Consider the following 17,329-nt stretch of genomic DNA (forward strand, 5'->3'; position numbering starts at 1 on the left):
GCGTGGTCGTGGGAGAGAGCACCCGACCTGATGTGGTGATCGGACTCACCTCCTCGACGCGTGTACTGCTGGGGCCGGTAACACTACCCGAAGGTCACCCGGCCCGCCGAGCAGGGGCTGCCCTGCCCGGCGGGTGGGTGTTCCTAGAGGTGACCGAGGTGGTCGTACAGGACGCGCCACCGGTCAGGATGGACGTGCGCGACGACAGTCCCCCTCGGGACGCCCGCAGCGGCGAAGGCGGCCTCGACCAGCGGCGCCGGGTGACGCAGCCGCATGCTCGCGTCCAGGGAGCCGCCAAGCCCGGTGAAGCCGTAGTCGACGAAGGCCGCGTAACCCGGCAGGTCGGGCGTCTCGGCCCGGCGCTCGATCCGCAGGATCGCCGAGTCGACCGAGGGCACGGGCCGGAACGCCTCCCGGCCGATGTGCCCGAGCATCTCCCAGCGGAACCACGGCCAGGTCCGCACGGTCAGCGCGCTCCAGCGGCCGAAGTCCCCGGTGCGCTTGCGGACGTATTCGAGCTGGGCGACGAGCGTGGCCGAGGTCAGCGCGGGCTGCCCCAGACACCAGTCGACGATCTTCGAGGTGATCGAGTACGGGATGTTCCCGACGACCGCGAACGGCTCACGCGGCGCGCGGGCGGCCAGGAAGTCCCCCCTGACGACCCGGACACGGGCGTCGTCACGGGTGCGGACGGTCAGTTTGGCCGCCAGCAGCGGGTCGATCTCGTAGGCGACGACCTGGTCGCAGGTCCCGGCCAGCGCCAGGGTCAGGACGCCCTCGCCCGCCCCCGGCTCAAGGACGAGGCCGCGCGCCCCTGCCGCCTCGGTGACGCGCCGTACGGCCTGGCGGTCGACCATGAGGTTCTGCGAGAGGGTGCGCCTGGCCTGGTCGCGGGCGGTCCTGCCTTTGGCCGCGACCTTCTTCTGGGTGTGTGAATGATCTCCGTGTGCGAAAGAACGCGCCACAGTCTTGCCCCTTCGGGTCCGAGATGAAGTGGTCTCGGAAGATCCGGGGCACGCGTGGAGAAACGGTGTTCCCTAGCGGCCCTGGATCGGGCCGCGGCGTATACGGATGAAGAAGCACGGAGCGTGACACATGCCGCTCACCCTAGGAGGGGCCGGGTGAGCGGCACAAACGGTTTTCCATCGCTGTCAGAGGGACCGGAACTGCCGGGACGAGGAGATGGCGCCCGAGGTCGTCATGGTGAAGGTCCGCATCGAGTCGGCGAACTTCGACAGGTCCCACTCGGCGGGGCCGTGGTACCAGTACAGGTTGTCCGCCTGACCGCCGTTGCCGGTGATCGAGGAGACGACCCGGGCCCAGCGGTCCACGCTGTCGAAGATCACGGCATAGGGAAGATAGCGGGAGAAAAGCTCCACCCGCTGGGAGGGCGGAACGTCCGCGCCGATGTCGCCGGAGGCCAGATACTCGCGGAAGCCCAGCGTGTGGGCCAGGGCCGCGGCGCCCTTGGACGTCTTGGCGGGCATGTACTGGCCGCCAACCGCCAGCGCGGCCCCGGCGATGATCACGGCCAGGCCGAGCAGGCCGTACGTCGTGAACCAGGCGAGCGCGACGGTGCCGAGGACACCGGCGGCGGTGAGCAGCACGCCGAGGGTCGTCCAGCGGGTGCGCACGGTGTCCGGGCGCCGGGCGAACCAGCCCTGGGCGACCACGTCCCGGTAGAGGGCGTCGCGGACCTTGCTGAGCTTGGAGGCGAAGGTGCCCTTCAGGTGCGAGAGCGGGACCGCGTCACGGCCGTCGAAGATCGCGTCGTACAGGGCGCGCTCGTAGGACTGCAGCGCCTTCAGGTCGGCGTTGGGCATCCGGACCAGGACCCAGTCGGGCGCGTCGTAGGTCTGCCTCGGCTGCTCGTCGATCCCGAGGTAGCCCCGCACCGCGAGATCGACGATCGTGGCGGTCACGTCGATGACGTCGGCCTGCTCGTCGACGAGCGTGCCGATCTGGCCTGGCCGTACGCCGTCGGGTGGGGCGAAGTGACCGTTGCTGACCCCGCTGAGCGCGCCCGACTCGTGGCCGACCACGCGGGCGTCGCGGCCCCTCGTCCAGTACAGCAGGCCGACACCACCGAGCAGCAGGACCAGCAGGCCCGCCAGGGCGCCACCGGTGACGGCGTTCAGGGTGAAGGCGTTGGACAGCTCGAAGCGGCGCTCCAGGATGGGCGCGCCCTTGGTGGCGCCGTTCGGGTAGCCGATGACCACGGTGAGGACCTCGTCCGGCCCGAGCCCCTGCTGCTCGAACTCGGCCTCGACCCCGGTGTGGTCCGGCGAGGCGGTGGTGCAGCCGATCGCGGAACTCAGCACCCCGGCGAAGCAGGACAGGCTCTGCAACTGCGCCGGACCCTTGACCTTGACCTTGGCCAGGTCCACGGGCACCGACCAGCCGCCCGCGGCGTACCACCGCAGCTCCTGGACGTCGCCGAGCGGGGTGACGGCACCCTTGACGTCGTATTCGAACTTGGCGGTCCCCGAGCCCTTCACCGTGATCGTGGCACCGGTCAGCGTGGCGTCGCCCTTGACGTTGACGACCTGGTAGAGCCGGTCGTTGGAGTCGTCGTAGCGCGTCCGGTCGACCAGTTTCCTCGTCGGCGCGGTGCCGTCGAACGTGACGGTCTCCTTGACGTGCAGCACGCCGTCCTGCCGCAGTTCGAGTTCGAGCGCGTCACTCTTGATCTTGCCTGCCAGAGCGGCGGCCGTACCCGGTGACGTGTGCGCCGTACCGGCCGCGAGCGCCGGGGAGGCGCCCAGGGCCAGCGCGAAGGTGGCGATCGTGGCCACGCTTCCGACCGTCCGGCACACGGTCGCGGCCTTTCGGTGCAATAAGGATCCCGACATGGCCCGGGAGCCTACCCATAACCACCGACACATGACGTCAGCGACCCTTTCAGGTTTTTCGGACAATCACGTCTATGTGCTGAAATCCGCTAGATTGCCGCCCGGAGATCCACGGTTCGGAGAGGTGGTCGCATGCGTCCGCGAAGGTCAAGTCCCCTGGCCTTTGGCGTTTTCGGGATTCTGGCCCTGACCTTCGCGGTGGTCGTGGTGATCGCCGGTCTGGTCGGGGGAGACGACGCCGGGGTTCCGGCCGGCCCGAAGACGGGTCCCGTCGCGACCGAGAACGGCGGTCCCGTACCCGCGGAGGGAGCCGAGATCTCCCCGCCCGACGTCACGCCTCCGTCGCCGCTCAAGCTTCGTGAAGCCGGTGACGGCAACGGCGCGGGCGGTGTCCCGATCACGCTGGCCGCCCGCTCGGGCACGAGCGTGGACCTGCGTTCCATGCGGCGCACGGACACCACCGTCAGGCTCCAGCGCAACCCCCTGTACGGCACCGGCGTCATGGGCTCGATCGCCTGCCGCGCGCCCCGCCCCTCGACCCAGCCCGCCGCGATGTACGGCTACCTCAGCGCCGTCACCAACTGCCTCGACCGGGCGTGGGCGGGCAAGTTCGCCCAGGCCAGGGCGGTCTTCCTGGCCCCGCGCCGGGTCTACTGGACCCGGCCCGGGCGGGGGCCGTGCGGCACCTACCCGGCCTCGGGGGCCGCCGCCTACTACTGCCCGTCCAACCGCGGCATGTACATCGGCCTGACCCACCTCATCAGGGAGAGCGGCAACGTCGATCCGGCGCAGAACCACGTCCCCTACCTGACCGTGCTCGCCCACGAGTACGGCCACCACGTGCAGGCCATGTCGGGCATCGGCGGCGCCTGGTGGTGGGAGGTCGCGGACCGGTCGAAGTCCGCCCAGGACGCCCACTCCCGTCGCTCCGAGCTCCAGGCCCAGTGCCTGGCCGGGATCTTCACCCGCGCCGTCCGCGTCCCGCTGGCCGTCACCGCCGCCCGCTGGCAGTCGGTGCTGGAGCTGGAGTACAGCCGGGGCGACGACCAGAACGGCCTGGGCAAGCGCGACCACGGCAACGGCGACCACTTCGCGGGCTGGATCAACCAGGGCTGGAAGTACTCGAAGATCGCCTACTGCAACACCTGGAGCGTGCCCGCCTCCTATGTGAGCTGACACTGTGAGCTGACGTGATCTCGGGGAGGCCCCTTCCCGCGCGGATAGAATGCCGATCTGCTCAAGATGATCCCCCCGGGCGGTGATTTCGCCGTGCCCGCCTGGGGGAATCCCCTCTCATATCGGCAGTCCGAACCTCCCCGAGGTGGCATGCGCGGGCCTGTGCGCCGACGTCCCCGAGCATCCGTGCTCGCGGCTTCTATGGTGATTTTCTGTCTTATTTCGGGATGTGCTGATGGGGAGGCGGCCGGGCAGGTCCCGATCCCGGCCTTCAACCAGCCCGCGACCCCGGGAGGCCAGGAGCGCCTGATCAGGTCCCCGGTGGTCATGGTGCTCGGGGACAGCTTCACCATGGGCTCGGGGCCGGTCCCCCGCTGGGAGAGCTACGCCGCGCAGGCCGCCCGCACCCTGGGCTGGCAACTCGTCACCGCGGGCGCGGCGGGGACCGGGTTCGTCAACCCCAGCAGGGTGCGCAGGACCTTCCAGCAGTCGTTCGAGCAGGAGCTGTCCTGGCGCCCCGCCCCCGACCTGCTGATCATCTCCGGCGGGCACAACGACCACACCGCCGACCCCGGCAGGGTGTACGGCGCCGCCAAGCGCCTGCTGGTGACGGTCAGGCTCCGCTGGCCGCAGACCAGGATCGTGGTGATCGGCCCCATCTGGATGGGCAGGGAGCCTCGCTGGCTCCCCGCGGTCAGGGACGCCGTCGCGGTCGCCGCCGACGAGGAGGCGACCGTCTTCCTCGACCCGCTCGGCCGCTCCTGGGGACGGGGGGCGATCCTGCCCGACGGCGTCCACCCCACCCTCCTGGGGCACAGACGGCTGGCGAACTGGCTGGTCACGGCACTGCACGAGCACGGGGCAGGGCCGGACGGCTGAGTTCGGCCAGTGTCGCCGCCACCCCCTCCCGGTAGGACGGATAGCGCGGCGCGAACCCCGTCTCCGTCAGCGCCGAGGTGTCGGCGACGACGTCGAGCGTGAGCGTCTGGACCGCGATCCCGCCCGCGAACGGCACCGTCAGCCACCGGGGCAGCCTGCGGGGCCTGCCCGCCCCGAGCAGCGCGGCCGTCTCGTCGAACAGCTCACCGAGCGTCGTGGCCGTGCCGTCGGTGGCGACGAAGCTCCGTCCCGCGACATCGGGCAGCCCCGCCACGTGTACCAGCGCCCGCGCGGCGTCCTCCACATGGATGATCGGCAGCCGGTTCCTCCCCGTCCCGGGAACCGGCATCCTGCCGTTGGCCAGGCCCGGTACGACCAGGTCGCCGAACCCCTTGCCCGGGCCGTACACCATGTTCCCCAGATAGACGTGTACGGCGGGCGTCCCCGACGCCTCGACCAACCGCCGCACCGGCAGCCCCACGTGCGCGAACCCCACGGCGCTCTCACGCGGCACCGACAGGTGCGAGACCGTACGGCCAGGCCCGGGGGCGAGGTCGTCCATCCCGCTGACCGAGACCAGCAGGGGCCGCTCCTCCTCGGGCAGGGAGAGCAGCGTTCGCAGCACCCCCCGGGTGGTCTCCTGCCGGGTGGCGGCGACCCGGCCGATGGCCCGCCTGGTCAGCCGCCCCGGCAGGCTCGGCTGGATGAGGTCGAGTACGGCGTGCGCCCCCCTGGCGGTCTCGGCCCAGGTGGCGGGGTCGCCGACGGAGAAGAGGTGAGGCGTGCCGCCCGCCCGCCGTACACGCTGGGCCGCCTCGTCGTTCCTGACCAGGCCGACGACCTCCCAGCCCGCGGTGACGGCCTCGCGGACGGCGGTGCGGCCGATGAAGCCTCCGGCGCCGAGAACGAGCAGTTTCATGGTTCCTCCAGGATTGTGCGGTTAGCATTTGCTAACTCGATGGGCGTGCGAAACGTCCCGGGGGCCGGGACGGGTCTCAGGGGGCGATCATGCGGGTGACCAGGGGCCGGAGGGCGGCCAGCGCCGCCCCCCTGGGAAGCTCGTCGAAGTGGCGCATCCTCGCGTACTGCGCGACGGTGCCGGAGAGCGCCGCGACCAGCAGGTCGGCCGGGATCTCCGTGGTGACCTCGCCCGAGGCGACCCCGTCGCCGACCAGCCCGCGCAGCAGGCCGAGCAGGGACGGCCCGCGCTCGTCGGCGGAGAGTTTGGGCAGGTAGACGCGCAGGTTGTCCTGGGTGAAGAGCAGGACCTCGGGCTCCTCGTCGAGGAAGGCGCCGAAGGCCCGCATCAGCGCGTCGAGCCGCTCGCCGAACGGCCGTCCCGGCGCGGTGGCCAGCGCGGCCCGCTCACCGAGCCTCGCGTAGCACCTGGCGAACAGGTGCAGCGCCAGCTCCTCCTTCGAGGCGAAGAACTTGAACAGCGCCGGATTGCTGTAGCCGCTGGCCGCGGCGATGTCGCGCACCGTCGTGCCGTCCACGCCCCGCTCGACGAACAGCCGCAGCGCCTCGACCAGCATCCGCCGCTTCGACGGCGGATCCCGGTCGTCCACGAGGAACGTCTCGATCCCTGTCACACCACGAAGTTAGCAGTTGCTAACCGCCGCTCGCCAGGGGCCGAAAGTCCCGAAGTCAGCAGGTCGCCGAGACGACGGGGGCGGGCGGGCTGACGGCGGCGCGCGCGGGCGTCGCGGGGACGGTGACCAGGACCAGGAAGACAGGCAGGAGGGTGGCGAGCGTTACGCGTCGTGTTCTCATGACCTACCTCGATAGGGGAGTCGCCGACGGCCCCGAGGCCGCCGGAAGGCCGGGTTGCCTTGCTGAGGTGGCACCGAGGGCGCGGACGGAACACGCCCGGAGACCGTGAGAGGCGTCCAGAGAGCCTCACGGAACCCGAAGAGCCGATAACGGTCAGAATAGGATCCATCACCATCCGAAGGAAGCCGAAAACCCGGCCTCACCCGGCCACCCCTGCTCGGCCACGCCGTACGGCCCGCGCGACGGCAGACCGATGAGGTGCCCAGCTTCAGTCGGCAGCGGCGAGCCTGGCGGCGGTAACCTCACCTCCGGTCGATCAGCGGCAGACCGGCGGCGACCTCAGCTCTGATCGATCAGCGGCAGGCCGCCGGTGGTCTCAGCCCCGGTCGAGCAGCAGCAGGCTGTAGGCGGCGAGGCTGCAGCTCTCCACGATCACTCCCTCGCGGATCATGTCCTCCACCTCCCGCCGGGGGAACCACCGCTGGCACAGGTCCTGCTCCTCGGCCTCCCGCTCCGCCTGCCCCTGCCGCAGCCCGGTCGCCAGGAACACGTCGTACCCCTGGACCGTCATCCCCGGTGCGCAGTGCAGGTGCCCCAGATGCCGCATGGAGGCCGCCGTCAGCCCCGTCTCCTGGCGCAGTTCCTCCCTGGCCAGGTGCTCGGGGTCGGCGGTGGCCAGGTCGGGCATCGTCCCCTGGGGAAACTCCCACGACCTGCGGCCTATCGGATAGCGGTACTGCTCCACCAGGTGGAAGCCGTCATCCTCCAACGGGATGATCAACGCGAAGTCCGGCTTGTCCACGTAGGAATACACCCCGAGCGACCCGTCGGCCCGCCGGATCTCGTCATGCCGCAACCGCATGTACCGCGTCTCATGCACCACCGTGCTGGAAAGTCGCTCAATGTCAGCCATACTCAGCCTCCGGACGGATCATGATATTTCCCGATTCTCCCCGGGTGCAGCCGTGTCTCCTGGGCGCATCCGTGAACCAGGGCTCAGCCACCTGTCAGCCGGGTTCTCAGCTCGGCGGTGGCGTCGCTGAGTGTGGACGGCAGAGCCGCCTTGGACCTCCCAAGCCTGTCGGCGACGGTGGTCAGGAGATTGTCCGTACGGTGTGACCCCACCTCCCCGACCTCCGCGAGCAGCGTGACCAGCACCGGCTCCGCCTCCCGCCAGGCGCCCGCCCGGACGAGGATGTCCAACTGCTGTGCCCTGTCGTTGAAGGAACAGCGAGTCCTACCGGCCTCGCATCCCTCAACGGCACGGCCGATCACCTCGACCGCGCGGTCCCATGACCCGAGATCGCCGTGACACACGGCCTCGTGGTAGGCCAGCTCGTGGTCGTCGATCCACCATGCCCACGGAGGGTCGGAGCTCCCCACACCGTCACCGAGATGGGCGTGGGCGGCGCTCAGCGCCTTGAGAGCGTCCCGTCGCTCGTCGAGCTGTGCGAGCGCCCGAGCGCGCCGCATCTGGAAGAGCGTCGAGGTCCTCCCCGACAGCCGTCTGTCGTCGATCACGGAGTCGGCCAGGGACAGGGCTTCACGCGACCGATGGAGGTAGACCCCCTGCATGCTGAGGTGGGAGAACTGGAGAAGCTCCATGCCACGGTCACCCGCGAGCCTGCTGATCATCATGGCCTCGTGGATGAGCTGGCGGGACAGGGCCTGCCGGTCGGCGTCATAGGCGATCCACGCCGCGATCTCTCCCGTCTCACCGACGGCGGCCTGTAGATCGCGTTCGACGGCGGGTGGGCAACGGCCCGAGGCGAGTCCGGCACCGGCGTTCCGGAAGGCGCGGCAGGCGATCGCCACGAGTTCGCCGCCGCCGTAGGCGTTGTCCAGCGCCACGAGGTGCCGGTTGGCGTCCCGCAGGGCGAGCACGTGGTCGGCGTCAACAGGACGGGCCCGCCTCGCCCCCGTGAGAAGAAGGTCCCCGAACGACGCGTGGTCGATGATCATCCCCTCCGGGGAGCCACCGAAAAGCTCATGATCAGACTTGCCGTATATCGTGCGATACAGCGGCCGATACGGGTCACCCGGCCTGTGGCGCCCGACCTCGTGCCCCTTGATACTCGCCACTATCGACTTCATACCGGGCAGCGTGTACGGCTCGGCCGCCTTCAGCATCTCGCGGGCGAGGTCGGCGCGTCCCCACCCCCGTGACTCACGTTCGGCGCGTAGCCGCCTGGCCCATTCCGGCAAACCAACCTTCACAGCCATCAACGCCTCGCCGCAGGTGGGTGATCGTTGTTCCTGCTCTCAGTATCACCACCGGCGCGTTCCGGCGTGCCGACCTGGAAGAAGTGACCTTCGTGGGTGCCCGGCCGGATGCCCCCCGCATCAGACCGGGCACCCTCACCCCCTACCCGCCTGAACCGTTCACACCCTGGCGGCGAGCCATTCGGGGGCCAGGACGGACATCACGACGGCGTCGTGCCAGCGGCCCTCCCAGAGCAGGGCGTCGCGGCGCACGCCCTCCTCGACGAAGCCGGCCTTCCGGTAGACGTGGGCGGCCCGCTCGTTGAAGGTGAAGACCTCAAGCTCGATCCGGTGCAGGTCGGTGGTGGTGAAGGCGTGGTGGAGCATCAGCCTGATCGCCTCGCTCCCGTAGCCCCTGCCGTACACCTCGGGGCCGGAGAGCGCGATGCGCAGGTTGCAGGAGAGGTTGTGCGCGTCAAGGTCGTTGAGCACGACCTCGCCCACGTAGGCGTCGTCGTCCGCGGCGCAGATCGCCAGGTCGAGACGGTCGTCCTGGTCGGCGCGCGTGTGGCACCACAGGGCGATCGCCGCGCGGTCCACGACGCCGTGCGAGCCGGTGAGACGGGCGGTCTCCGGGTCGTTGATCAGCGTCCAGAGGCCTTCGGCATGCTCGGGGCCGACGGGCCTGAGGGTCACGCGGCTGCCGTACAGGACGGGTTTCTTCGCGAACAACGTCACCCGAGGTGTCTACCCGGTCCGTACGGCGGGGGCAACGGAATTCACCAGGGGCCGTAGGGACCCTGGTTGCCACCCTTGCCGATCTCGCTCACCGCGGGCTTGACGTCGGCCAGGTAGATCCCGGCGGCGACCACCGACGCGATGGCGAAGATGTTGAGCTGGCCGAGGCCGATGCCGAAGTAGCCGACGGCGGAGGCGAAGGAGAACAGCGCCGCCAGGCCCAGGATGATCAGCCAGAGCTTCTTCGTCTGCTTGCCGGTCACGGCGAAGGCGCGAGCGGGGGTACGCGTCGCGTGGAACAGCGCCCAGGCGGACATGCCGAAGGCGATGATGCTGAGGACCCAGAAGACGAGGTCCAGCCCTACGGAAATCATCGTCGTCACTCCACCGTGCTCGCCCTGCTGACAGCAACCACCCTAATGCCGGAACTCTTCCCGTGGCGGACGTCCTTCCGCCCGGATCGGGCGGGAAAGACGGAGGGGCCGCCCCGGGTGTCCGGGGCGGCCCCTCTCGGGATCCTGGGGAAGGCCCCGGGGTCAGGACTTCGCCGAAGAGCCGTTCCTGGTGGTGCGGGTGCTCTTCCTGGCCGGCTTGGCGGCCTCGGAGACCTGCGCGAGCTCACGGGCGGTCTGGCCGCTCGTCTTGGAGACGACCTTGCGGCCGCGGGTGGCGAACTCCTCGTACAGCTTGACGGCCCTGCCGCTGACCTGGTCGGCGTAGCCGCGGGCCTTGCCGGGGAACTCCCTGGCGTAGACCTCGGCCTTGTCGGCCAGCTCCTTGGCCTTCTCCGGCAGGTCCTTGGCGGCCTCCCTGGCGGCATCGCGGATGTCCTCGCGGCGGCCCTGGATGCGCTGCAGGTGTTCGGGCAGCTCACGGAGCTTCTCGACCGCGTAGTCGCCCGCGCCCGCGACGGCGTAGAACGGCTTGGACTCGGCGAGCCTCTTCACTTCGGTGGCGAGAGTCATGGGTGTTAACCTTCCTTGGATTCCGGTGTGACGTTTTCGCTGTCCACGGGGGCCGCGTAGGGCTTCAACGCGGCGAGATACCCCTTGGGCAGCGGAGTCTCCCCCTCAGGAGAGATGTTCGCGTCGCTCCCCTGGGGCTCCGGTGCGGGATGCGCTTTCTGGGAGGTCTGCGCTTCCTCGTCCGGGGCCCCGTTCCGGTTCTCCCGGCGGAACGACTCGTAGATGTCGATCAGCACCTGGCGCTGACGCTCGGTGATGAGATGGTCCGCCCTGATCGCGGCGAGCACGTCGCTGTCCGGCTCGCGTTCCTCGATGAGCCCGGCCTGGACGTACAGGGCCTGCGACGAGATGTGCAGTCCCTTGGCGATCTGGTTGAGGATCTCCGCACTCGGTTTGCGCAGCCCCCGCTCGATCTGGCTGAGGTAGGGGTTGGAGACCCCCGCCGCCGCCGCGAGCTGGCGCAGCGAGATCTTCGCGTGCGTGCGCTGCTCCCGGATGTACTCACCGATCGAGCCGACCTTGGGTAGTGCCATGTTTGCAGTCTACCCTCGTTGCTTGCAATTGCAAACGCGGTGGCTAACAGTTGCAAGCGTCAGTGGGGCATCAGCCAGAGCAGCGGGGCCGAGGCCGTCAGGGTGACGGAGAAGGCGACGATGGCGTAGCGGACCCGCCGGGGGAGGTCGGGACCGGGGCTGACCAGGCGCTCGACCCTGGCCATCACGGCGCCCGTGGTCTCGGAGACGCCGAGGGCGCCCTGCGGGGTCGGCGCGGCGCCCGCCGTACCGAAACGGAGCAGGGCGGTGGCCAGACGGCGCGGTGAGCAGTAGCGGCGGGCGACGTCGTCGGCGGCCATCTCGACCAGCAGGCTGACCTCGCTCTGCACCCTGCCGACGACCTGAGACCAGGGCAGCGCCCTGCGCAGCGCGGCGAACGGCAGCAGCACCAGGTCGTGGCGCTCGCGGACGTGCGCGGACTCGTGGGCGAGCACCGCGGTCAGCTCGGCGGGCGACAGCAGCTTGAGCGTCCCCTCGCTGACCACGACCTCAGAGCGCAGCCCCGGCACGCAGTAGGCGGCGGGGCCCGGGTGGTCGACGACCCTGACGCCGGGGACCTCGGGGTCCTCGCGGGCGACCAGGGCCAGCAGCGTGCGGTGCCTGCGACGGGCGCGGAGCGTCTGCGCGCCCGCGCTGAACAGCACGACGACCAGGATGGTCAGCGCCGTCAGCCCGGCGATGAGGGCCAGGATCCTCGGCAGCGTGAACGAGTCGGCGGGGCCGTACCCCCCGTTCATCGCCGAGACGGCGAAGGAGCCGAGACCGTGGAGCACGCCCTGCCCGTAGGGTTCGAGGGCGTAGGAGAGGAGCGCTCCCGTCCCGGCCAGGCCCCAGGTGACCCCGAGCGCCTGCCACAGGACGATGGCCACGTGCGGGGCGCGATACGTCCACCGCGCCCGCGTGAACCGCCAGGCTCCGACCGCGCAGACCAGGGCGAGGGTCGCCAGGACTGCCGCGGTGATCACTCGTCCTCCAGCTCCGTCAACGCTTTGAGCAGGATCTCGGCCTCGCTGCCCGAGACGGCCTGTGCGAACCGGGTGAGGGCGGCGGACCGGTCTCCGGTCAGGTCCAACGCCTCAAGCATAAGCTCCGCGACGTACGCGTCACGGCTCTCGGCCGGCTCGTAGCGCCAGGCGCGCCCGTCCCGGGTGCGCTGCAGGAACCCCTTGCGGGTCAACCGGTCGAGCACGGTCATCACCGTGGTCGGCGCGAGGTCGCGATCGGCGATCAGACGCCCTACCTCCCGCGCCGTCACGGGGGATGACTGCGCCCAGATGATGTCCATGATGCTGCGTTCAAGCTCGCCCAGACCCTTCACACAACCAAGCCTAACTCCCGCACCACGAGGGGTAGTACTACGGGTTGTCGAGTGATTTCCGTCACAGCCTCAGAACCATGTAGATCTCGTCGCGGTCGTCCCCCGGGACCAGCCGGATGGCACCGGGGATCCGGCCGACCTCCGTGTAGCCGAACCGCGCGTAGAAGCCCTCGGTCCCGGTTCCGCCGCGCACGGTCAGGTGCAGCGCCTCGATCCCCAGGCCACGGGCCGCCTCCTCGGCCGCCCGCATGAGGTGCGCGCCGTACCCCGCGCCCTGGTGTTTGGGGTGGACCATCACGCGCAGCACCCAGCGCCAGTGGGCCCGCAGGTGGGATCCGGCGTCGGCCAGGACCAGCCAGCACGCCAGCCGCCCGGTCTCGTCGAATCCGGCGACGAGGTGGTCGGGGCCGTCCGCGCCGCAGCGGGCGAAGGTCGGCAGAGCCAGCTCGCGGACCTCGGCGGCGGTGACCGGGGGCACGAAGCCGACAGCCCCGCCCGCGTTGCTCACCTCGGTCCAGCACTCGACCAGCTCGGCGACGAGTTCCTCGGTCAGGTCGGGGTCCGTCACGAAACGAGGGGCCATGCCGACGACCCTAACCGCCGCATTCGGGACAGGTCCGCGCGGGGGTCAGCGTTCCAGGGCCGACCAGGGAAGGGTGAGTTCGCCGAGCCGCCAGCGGGCCCCGCCGCCGAGCGGGGGACGCGTCGCGACCGGCCAGGTCCTGGCCAGCGTCCGGGCGGTGGCGATCCACCGCTGCCGGAAGCCGTAGGCGCCCAGCGGGGCGTTGACCGCCCAGGCGTGGTCGAAGTCACGCAGGAAGGCGTGGATCGGCTCCCCGGGGACGTTGCGGTGGATCAGCGTCTTGGGCAGCCGCTCCGCCAGGTCGGAGGGGCGCTCGAACCCGCCGAACCGCGCGGAGAAGGTCAGCGTCCTCGGCCCCGTCGCGTCGAGCCCGGCCCACACGGCCCGGTGGCCGACCTCGGAACACGTCCCCTCGACCACCACGCCGCCGGGGGCGACGGCCCGGCTGAGCATCGTCCAGTAGCCCCACGCCTCGGCCTCGCCGTACTGCCTGAGCACGTTGAAGGCCCTGACCAGCGTGGGCGGCCTGCCCACCGGCAGCTCGAAGCCGCCGAGCACGAAGGACAACCCCTCCTGCTCGTACGGCCTGGCCGCGGCGACCCTGGCTGGGTCGATCTCGACGCCGACCACCTCGACTGTGGGACAGACCCTCCGCAACCGGGAGAACAGTTCGAGGGTCGTGGTGTGCGAGGCGCCGTAGCCCAGGTCGACCACCAGGGGACGTTCGGCCGAGCGCAGCAGACGGCCGTGGACGGCGACCACCCAGCGGTCGGCGCGCCTGAGCCGGTTGTGGCCCGTGGTGCCCCTGGTGATCTCCCCGATCGGCTTGGGCACGGCTCAGACGCGGTGGATCTTGTGCTGGGCGGCCTGCGCGCGGGGGCGGATGACCAGGCGGTCCACGTTCACGTGCGCGGGCCTGGTCACGCACCAGGAGATGGCGTCGGCCACGTCGTCGGCGGTCAGCGGGCCGGGGACGCCCTGGTAGACGCGGTCGGCCGCGGCGGAGTCGCCGTGGAAGCGGTTGAGGGAGAACTCCTCGGTGTGGACCATGCCGGGGGCGACCTCGACGACCCTGACCGGCTCGCCGCACAGTTCGAGCCTGAGCACCTCGGTCATCGCGGTCTGCGCGTGCTTGGCCGCGTTGTAACCGCCGCCGCCCTCGTAGGAGACCAGTCCCGCGACCGAGGTCAGCATGACCAGCACGCCGTCGCCGGAGGCGACCAGCAGGGGCAGCAGGGCCTTGGTGACACGAAGCGAGCCCAGCACGTTCGTGTCATACATCTGCTGCCAGTCGTCCACATTCCCGGCCGCGACGGGTTCGAGGCCGATCGCCCCGCCCGCGTTGTTGACCAGCACGTCGCAGCGCTCAAGGGAGGCGGCGAGGGCGTCGACCGACTCCTGGGAGGTGACGTCCAGGGAGACCGCGCGGATCCCCGGCACCTCGGCGGCCAGTTTGTCGAGCCGGTCCCGGCGCCGCGCCGCGGCCACCACGTCGAAACCCTCCGCGGCCAGGCGGCGGGCGGTCGCCTCGCCGATCCCGCTGCTGGCGCCGGTAACCACTGCCGTCCTGTTCATGGCCCCCATCCTGCCAGGGCCGTGAGCCGCGGTGTCACCGCCTCCCGGGCGCCCGGGGCGGTGGGAATGTCGCGAACTATTGGGTGGTTATATCCCTCTCGGAGGTGGTGCCGGTGAGGCGGCGGGGTAGACAACGGGTCAACCGGGTCGCGACGATCAGCATGCACACGTCCCCCCTGGACCAGCCAGGGACCGGAGACGCGGGCGGCATGAACGTCTACGTCGTCGAAGTGGCCAAGCGCCTGGCCGGGCTGGGCGTGGAGGTGGAGATCTTCACCAGGCAGACCGCGCGTGACCTGCCCCCGGTCGCCGAGATCGTTCCCGGGGTTTCGGTCCGCCACATCACGGCCGGGCCGTACGAGGAGCTGGACAAGGGGGACCTGCCGGGCCAGCTCTGCGGGTTCCTGTCCGGCGTGCTGCGCACCGAGGCGATGTACGACCCGGGCCGCTACGACGTCATCCACTCCCACTACTGGCTGTCCGGGCAGGTCGGCTGGCTGGCCAAGGAGCGCTGGGGCGTGCCCCTGGTGCACACCATGCACACCATGGCCAGGGTGAAGAACCTCCTGCTTGCCGACGACGACAACCCCGAGCCCCAGGTCAGGGTCACCGGTGAGCAGCAGGTGGTGGACATCGCCGACCGCCTGGTCGCCAACACGCCGACCGAGGCGCACGAGCTCGTCGAGCTGTACGGCGCCGCCCCGGGCCGTGTCGAGGTCGTCAGCCCCGGGGTGAACCTCACGGTCTTCCAGCCCGCCTCCCAGGGCGCGGCCAGGCACCGTCTCGGGCTGCCCCAGGACGCCCACGTGCTGCTGTTCGTCGGCAGGGTGCAGCCGCTCAAGGCCCCTGACGTGCTGCTGCGCGCCGCGGCCCTGATGCTCGCCGAGGACCCGGCGCTCAGGTCGCGGCTGGTCGTCGCCTGCGTCGGCGGCCCCAGCGGCAACGGGCTCGCCAGGCCGTCCTACCTGACCGAGGTGGCCGCCTCGCTGGGCATCTCCGACGTGGTCAGGATCGTGCCGCCCGCCCCGCAGCACGAGCTGGCCGACTGGTACCGCGCCGCCGACGTGACCGTGGTCCCCTCCCACAGCGAGTCGTTCGGACTGGTCGCTCTTGAGTCCCAGGCGTGCGGGACGCCGGTCGCCGCCGCCTCGGTCGGGGGGCTGCGCACCGCCGTACGAGACGGGGTGTCCGGGGTGCTCGTCGAGGGGCACGATCCGCACGACTGGGCCAGGGTGCTCAGCCGGTTCGTGCACCACCCCGCCTGGCGCGACGCGCTGGCCGCGGGGGCGGTGACCCAGGCGGCCACCTTCGGCTGGTCGGCGACCGCCTCCAGGCTCGCCGACGTCTACGCGCGGGCGATGACCAACCTGCACCGGGTGCCGGTCGCGGTCAGCTCGTAGGGTGGGCACATGCGTGAGGTGATCGAGGCGGCGCTGCGGGCCGCGGAGGCGTCCTTCGAGGAGCCGAGGCCGGGCGCCTTCCTGGTACGGCTCCCCGGCCAGCACAAGCTCGCGACCATGACCTGGCTCATCGTCGGCGACCAGGCCCTGCACGTGGAGGCGTTCTTCTGCCGCCAGCCCGACGAGAACCACGCCGAGTTCTACCGCTGGCTGCTGACCAAGAACGGCACGACGTACGGCGTGCACTTCGCCCTGGACCCGGTCGGCGACGTCTACCTCGTCGGCCGCGTCCCGCTGACCGCGGTCTCCGAGGAGGAGATCGACCGGCTGCTCGGCTGCGTGCTCACCTACGCCGACGAGGGCTTCGACCGGGCGCTCGAACTCGGCTTCGCCTCCTCCATCCGCAGGGAGTGGGAGTGGCGTGCCAAACGGGGCGAGTCGCTGGCCAACCTCCAGGCCTTCGCCAGGTTCGCCGACCCTGACCTGGGCGTCTCGCCTGTCGAGCGCCCTCCGGGAGCCGCGGAGGGGTCCCACTAAGCTTGGCCGCATGGCGACTTTGGTGCTGCTTCGGCATGGTGAGAGTGAGTGGAACGCTAAGGGCCTGTTCACCGGGTGGGTGGACGCCGGGCTCTCCGCCAAGGGCGAGGAGGAGGCACGGCGCGGCGGGCGGCTGCTGAGCGACGCCGGGGTGCGGCCGGACGTGGTCCACACCTCGCTGCTGACCCGCGCGATCCAGACGGCCAACCTCGCGCTCGGTGCCGCCGACCTGCTGTGGCTGCCGGTCACCAGGTCCTGGCGGCTCAACGAGCGTCACTACGGCGCGCTGCAGGGCAAGGACAAGGCGCAGACCCGCGCCGAGTTCGGCGACGAGCAGTTCATGCTCTGGCGCCGCTCCTACGACACCCCGCCGCCCCCGATCGCCGACGACGACGAGTTCTCCCAGGCGGGCGAGGCCCGGTACGCGCTGCTGCCCGAGGAGCTGCTGCCGAAGACCGAGTGCCTGAAGGACGTCGTCGAGCGGATGCTGCCCTACTGGTACGACGCGATCGTGCCCGACCTGGCCGACGGCAAGATCGTCCTCGTCGTGGCCCACGGCAACTCGCTCAGGGCGCTGGTCAAGCACCTGGACAAGATCGACGACGACGCGATCGCCGGGCTCAACATCCCCACCGGCATCCCGCTCGTCTACGAGCTGAACGACGACTTCACCCCGGTCACCAAGGGCGGCCAGTACCTCGACCCCGACGCCGCGAAGGCGGCGATCGAGGCCGTGGCCAACCAGGGCCGGTAGCCTCCGGACACGTCGAAGGGCCC

Annotated in this window: 21 protein-coding genes; 5 read left to right on the forward strand and 16 right to left on the reverse strand. The window is 70.7% G+C overall.

What is annotated here, in order from left to right; genetic code table 11:
• Window positions 1-143 precede the first annotated feature (143 nt).
• A complete protein-coding gene (gene erm, locus FHS44_RS04095; protein WP_184712502.1) occupies window positions 144-965 on the reverse strand; it encodes a 23S ribosomal RNA methyltransferase Erm in 822 nt (273 codons plus the stop codon).
• A gap of 186 nt (window positions 966-1,151) precedes the next feature.
• A complete protein-coding gene (locus FHS44_RS04100; RefSeq protein ID WP_184712503.1) occupies window positions 1,152-2,795 on the reverse strand; it encodes a DUF2207 domain-containing protein in 1,644 nt (547 codons plus the stop codon).
• Window positions 2,796-2,984: 189 nt separating this feature from the next.
• Here FHS44_RS04100 and FHS44_RS04105 point away from each other — a divergent pair, with 189 nt between their 5' ends.
• Together FHS44_RS04105 and FHS44_RS04110 are read left to right on the forward strand one after the other, a co-directional pair.
• Complete coding sequence (locus tag FHS44_RS04105; protein WP_184712504.1) at window positions 2,985-4,028, forward strand: neutral zinc metallopeptidase; 1,044 nt, start codon at window positions 2,985-2,987, stop codon at window positions 4,026-4,028.
• Window positions 4,029-4,214: 186 nt separating this feature from the next.
• Entirely contained in the window at window positions 4,215-4,907 is a 693-nt protein-coding gene (locus tag FHS44_RS04110) for an SGNH/GDSL hydrolase family protein (protein WP_184712505.1), read from the forward strand.
• On the opposite strand, the gene FHS44_RS04115 is transcribed toward FHS44_RS04110, so the two are convergent.
• The 14 genes from FHS44_RS04115 to FHS44_RS04175 form a co-directional block, all read right to left on the reverse strand.
• A complete protein-coding gene (locus tag FHS44_RS04115) occupies window positions 4,867-5,826 on the reverse strand; it encodes an NAD-dependent epimerase/dehydratase family protein (RefSeq protein ID WP_184712506.1) in 960 nt (319 codons plus the stop codon). The two genes, FHS44_RS04110 and FHS44_RS04115, sit on opposite strands and share 41 nt — an antisense overlap.
• 76 nt (window positions 5,827-5,902) lie before the next feature.
• Window positions 5,903-6,499: a TetR/AcrR family transcriptional regulator gene (locus tag FHS44_RS04120; protein ID WP_184712507.1), complete on the reverse strand. Its 597-nt coding sequence runs from the start codon at window positions 6,497-6,499 to the stop codon at window positions 5,903-5,905.
• 55 nt (window positions 6,500-6,554) lie between these two features.
• Window positions 6,555-6,680 (reverse strand): hypothetical protein, encoded by a 126-nt coding sequence (locus FHS44_RS41620; protein ID WP_281401252.1) that lies wholly within the window; start codon window positions 6,678-6,680, stop codon window positions 6,555-6,557.
• Between the two features lie 376 nt (window positions 6,681-7,056).
• The gene (locus FHS44_RS04125; protein WP_184712508.1) at window positions 7,057-7,593 is read right to left on the reverse strand and encodes an NUDIX domain-containing protein; all 537 of its coding nucleotides are present in this window, start codon (window positions 7,591-7,593) and stop codon (window positions 7,057-7,059) included.
• 83 nt (window positions 7,594-7,676) lie between these two features.
• Entirely contained in the window at window positions 7,677-8,897 is a 1,221-nt protein-coding gene (locus FHS44_RS04130) for an NsdA family TPR-like regulatory protein (protein WP_184712509.1), read from the reverse strand.
• Window positions 8,898-9,062: 165 nt separating this feature from the next.
• On the reverse strand, window positions 9,063-9,620 hold the full coding sequence (locus FHS44_RS04135) for a GNAT family N-acetyltransferase (protein ID WP_312863522.1): 558 nt from the start codon (window positions 9,618-9,620) through the stop codon (window positions 9,063-9,065).
• A gap of 41 nt (window positions 9,621-9,661) precedes the next feature.
• Entirely contained in the window at window positions 9,662-9,994 is a 333-nt protein-coding gene (locus FHS44_RS04140) for a DUF2516 family protein (protein WP_184712510.1), read from the reverse strand.
• A gap of 162 nt (window positions 9,995-10,156) precedes the next feature.
• Window positions 10,157-10,585, reverse strand: a complete 429-nt coding sequence (locus FHS44_RS04145; protein ID WP_184712511.1) for a hypothetical protein — start codon at window positions 10,583-10,585, stop codon at window positions 10,157-10,159.
• 5 nt (window positions 10,586-10,590) lie between these two features.
• Entirely contained in the window at window positions 10,591-11,118 is a 528-nt protein-coding gene (locus FHS44_RS41625) for a helix-turn-helix domain-containing protein (RefSeq protein WP_184712512.1), read from the reverse strand.
• 59 nt (window positions 11,119-11,177) lie between these two features.
• Window positions 11,178-12,104: a M56 family metallopeptidase gene (locus FHS44_RS04155; RefSeq protein ID WP_184712513.1), complete on the reverse strand. Its 927-nt coding sequence runs from the start codon at window positions 12,102-12,104 to the stop codon at window positions 11,178-11,180.
• Window positions 12,101-12,457, reverse strand: coding sequence for a BlaI/MecI/CopY family transcriptional regulator (locus FHS44_RS04160; RefSeq protein WP_184712514.1), 357 nt, complete (start codon window positions 12,455-12,457; stop codon window positions 12,101-12,103). Before FHS44_RS04160 ends, FHS44_RS04155 begins: the two co-directional genes overlap by 4 nt.
• Window positions 12,458-12,518: 61 nt before the next feature.
• On the reverse strand, window positions 12,519-13,040 hold the full coding sequence (locus FHS44_RS04165) for a GNAT family N-acetyltransferase (RefSeq protein WP_184712515.1): 522 nt from the start codon (window positions 13,038-13,040) through the stop codon (window positions 12,519-12,521).
• Window positions 13,041-13,085: 45 nt separating this feature from the next.
• Window positions 13,086-13,874, reverse strand: a complete 789-nt coding sequence (locus FHS44_RS04170; protein ID WP_184712516.1) for a class I SAM-dependent methyltransferase — start codon at window positions 13,872-13,874, stop codon at window positions 13,086-13,088.
• A gap of 3 nt (window positions 13,875-13,877) precedes the next feature.
• Window positions 13,878-14,615, reverse strand: coding sequence for an SDR family oxidoreductase (locus FHS44_RS04175; protein WP_184712517.1), 738 nt, complete (start codon window positions 14,613-14,615; stop codon window positions 13,878-13,880).
• Between the two features lie 113 nt (window positions 14,616-14,728).
• Between FHS44_RS04175 and mshA the strand changes: the two genes are divergently transcribed.
• From mshA to FHS44_RS04190, 3 genes are read left to right on the forward strand one after another with little or no spacing between them, the layout of a single operon-like run.
• A complete protein-coding gene (gene mshA, locus FHS44_RS04180) occupies window positions 14,729-16,015 on the forward strand; it encodes a D-inositol-3-phosphate glycosyltransferase (protein ID WP_376771558.1) in 1,287 nt (428 codons plus the stop codon).
• 9 nt (window positions 16,016-16,024) lie between these two features.
• Window positions 16,025-16,552 (forward strand): type III secretion system chaperone family protein, encoded by a 528-nt coding sequence (locus FHS44_RS04185; protein ID WP_184712519.1) that lies wholly within the window; start codon window positions 16,025-16,027, stop codon window positions 16,550-16,552.
• 10 nt (window positions 16,553-16,562) lie between these two features.
• Window positions 16,563-17,306 carry a phosphoglyceromutase gene (locus tag FHS44_RS04190; protein WP_184712520.1) on the forward strand — a complete coding sequence of 248 codons (744 nt, stop codon included), beginning with the start codon at window positions 16,563-16,565 and terminating at the stop codon, window positions 17,304-17,306.
• The last annotated feature ends 23 nt before the right edge of the window (window positions 17,307-17,329 follow it).

This window comes from Streptosporangium saharense (assembly GCF_014203715.1).
Classification (GTDB): Bacteria; Actinomycetota; Actinomycetes; order Streptosporangiales; family Streptosporangiaceae; genus Streptosporangium; species Streptosporangium saharense.

What these genes read in the sequence shown, in the direction of transcription:
- FHS44_RS04105 (WP_184712504.1), top strand. Translation starts at nt 2,985, where the DNA reads ATGCGTCCGCGAAGGTCAAGTCCCCTGGCCTTTGGCGTTTTCGGGATT.
- FHS44_RS04115 (WP_184712506.1), bottom strand. Translation starts at nt 5,826, where the DNA reads ATGAAACTGCTCGTTCTCGGCGCCGGAGGCTTCATCGGCCGCACCGCC.
- FHS44_RS41620 (WP_281401252.1), bottom strand. Translation starts at nt 6,680, where the DNA reads ATGAGAACACGACGCGTAACGCTCGCCACCCTCCTGCCTGTCTTCCTG.
- FHS44_RS04125 (WP_184712508.1), bottom strand. Translation starts at nt 7,593, where the DNA reads ATGGCTGACATTGAGCGACTTTCCAGCACGGTGGTGCATGAGACGCGG.
- FHS44_RS04140 (WP_184712510.1), bottom strand. Translation starts at nt 9,994, where the DNA reads ATGATTTCCGTAGGGCTGGACCTCGTCTTCTGGGTCCTCAGCATCATC.
- FHS44_RS04145 (WP_184712511.1), bottom strand. Translation starts at nt 10,585, where the DNA reads ATGACTCTCGCCACCGAAGTGAAGAGGCTCGCCGAGTCCAAGCCGTTC.
- FHS44_RS41625 (WP_184712512.1), bottom strand. Translation starts at nt 11,118, where the DNA reads ATGGCACTACCCAAGGTCGGCTCGATCGGTGAGTACATCCGGGAGCAG.
- FHS44_RS04165 (WP_184712515.1), bottom strand. Translation starts at nt 13,040, where the DNA reads ATGGCCCCTCGTTTCGTGACGGACCCCGACCTGACCGAGGAACTCGTC.
- FHS44_RS04175 (WP_184712517.1), bottom strand. Translation starts at nt 14,615, where the DNA reads ATGAACAGGACGGCAGTGGTTACCGGCGCCAGCAGCGGGATCGGCGAG.
- FHS44_RS04185 (WP_184712519.1), top strand. Translation starts at nt 16,025, where the DNA reads ATGCGTGAGGTGATCGAGGCGGCGCTGCGGGCCGCGGAGGCGTCCTTC.
- FHS44_RS04190 (WP_184712520.1), top strand. Translation starts at nt 16,563, where the DNA reads ATGGCGACTTTGGTGCTGCTTCGGCATGGTGAGAGTGAGTGGAACGCT.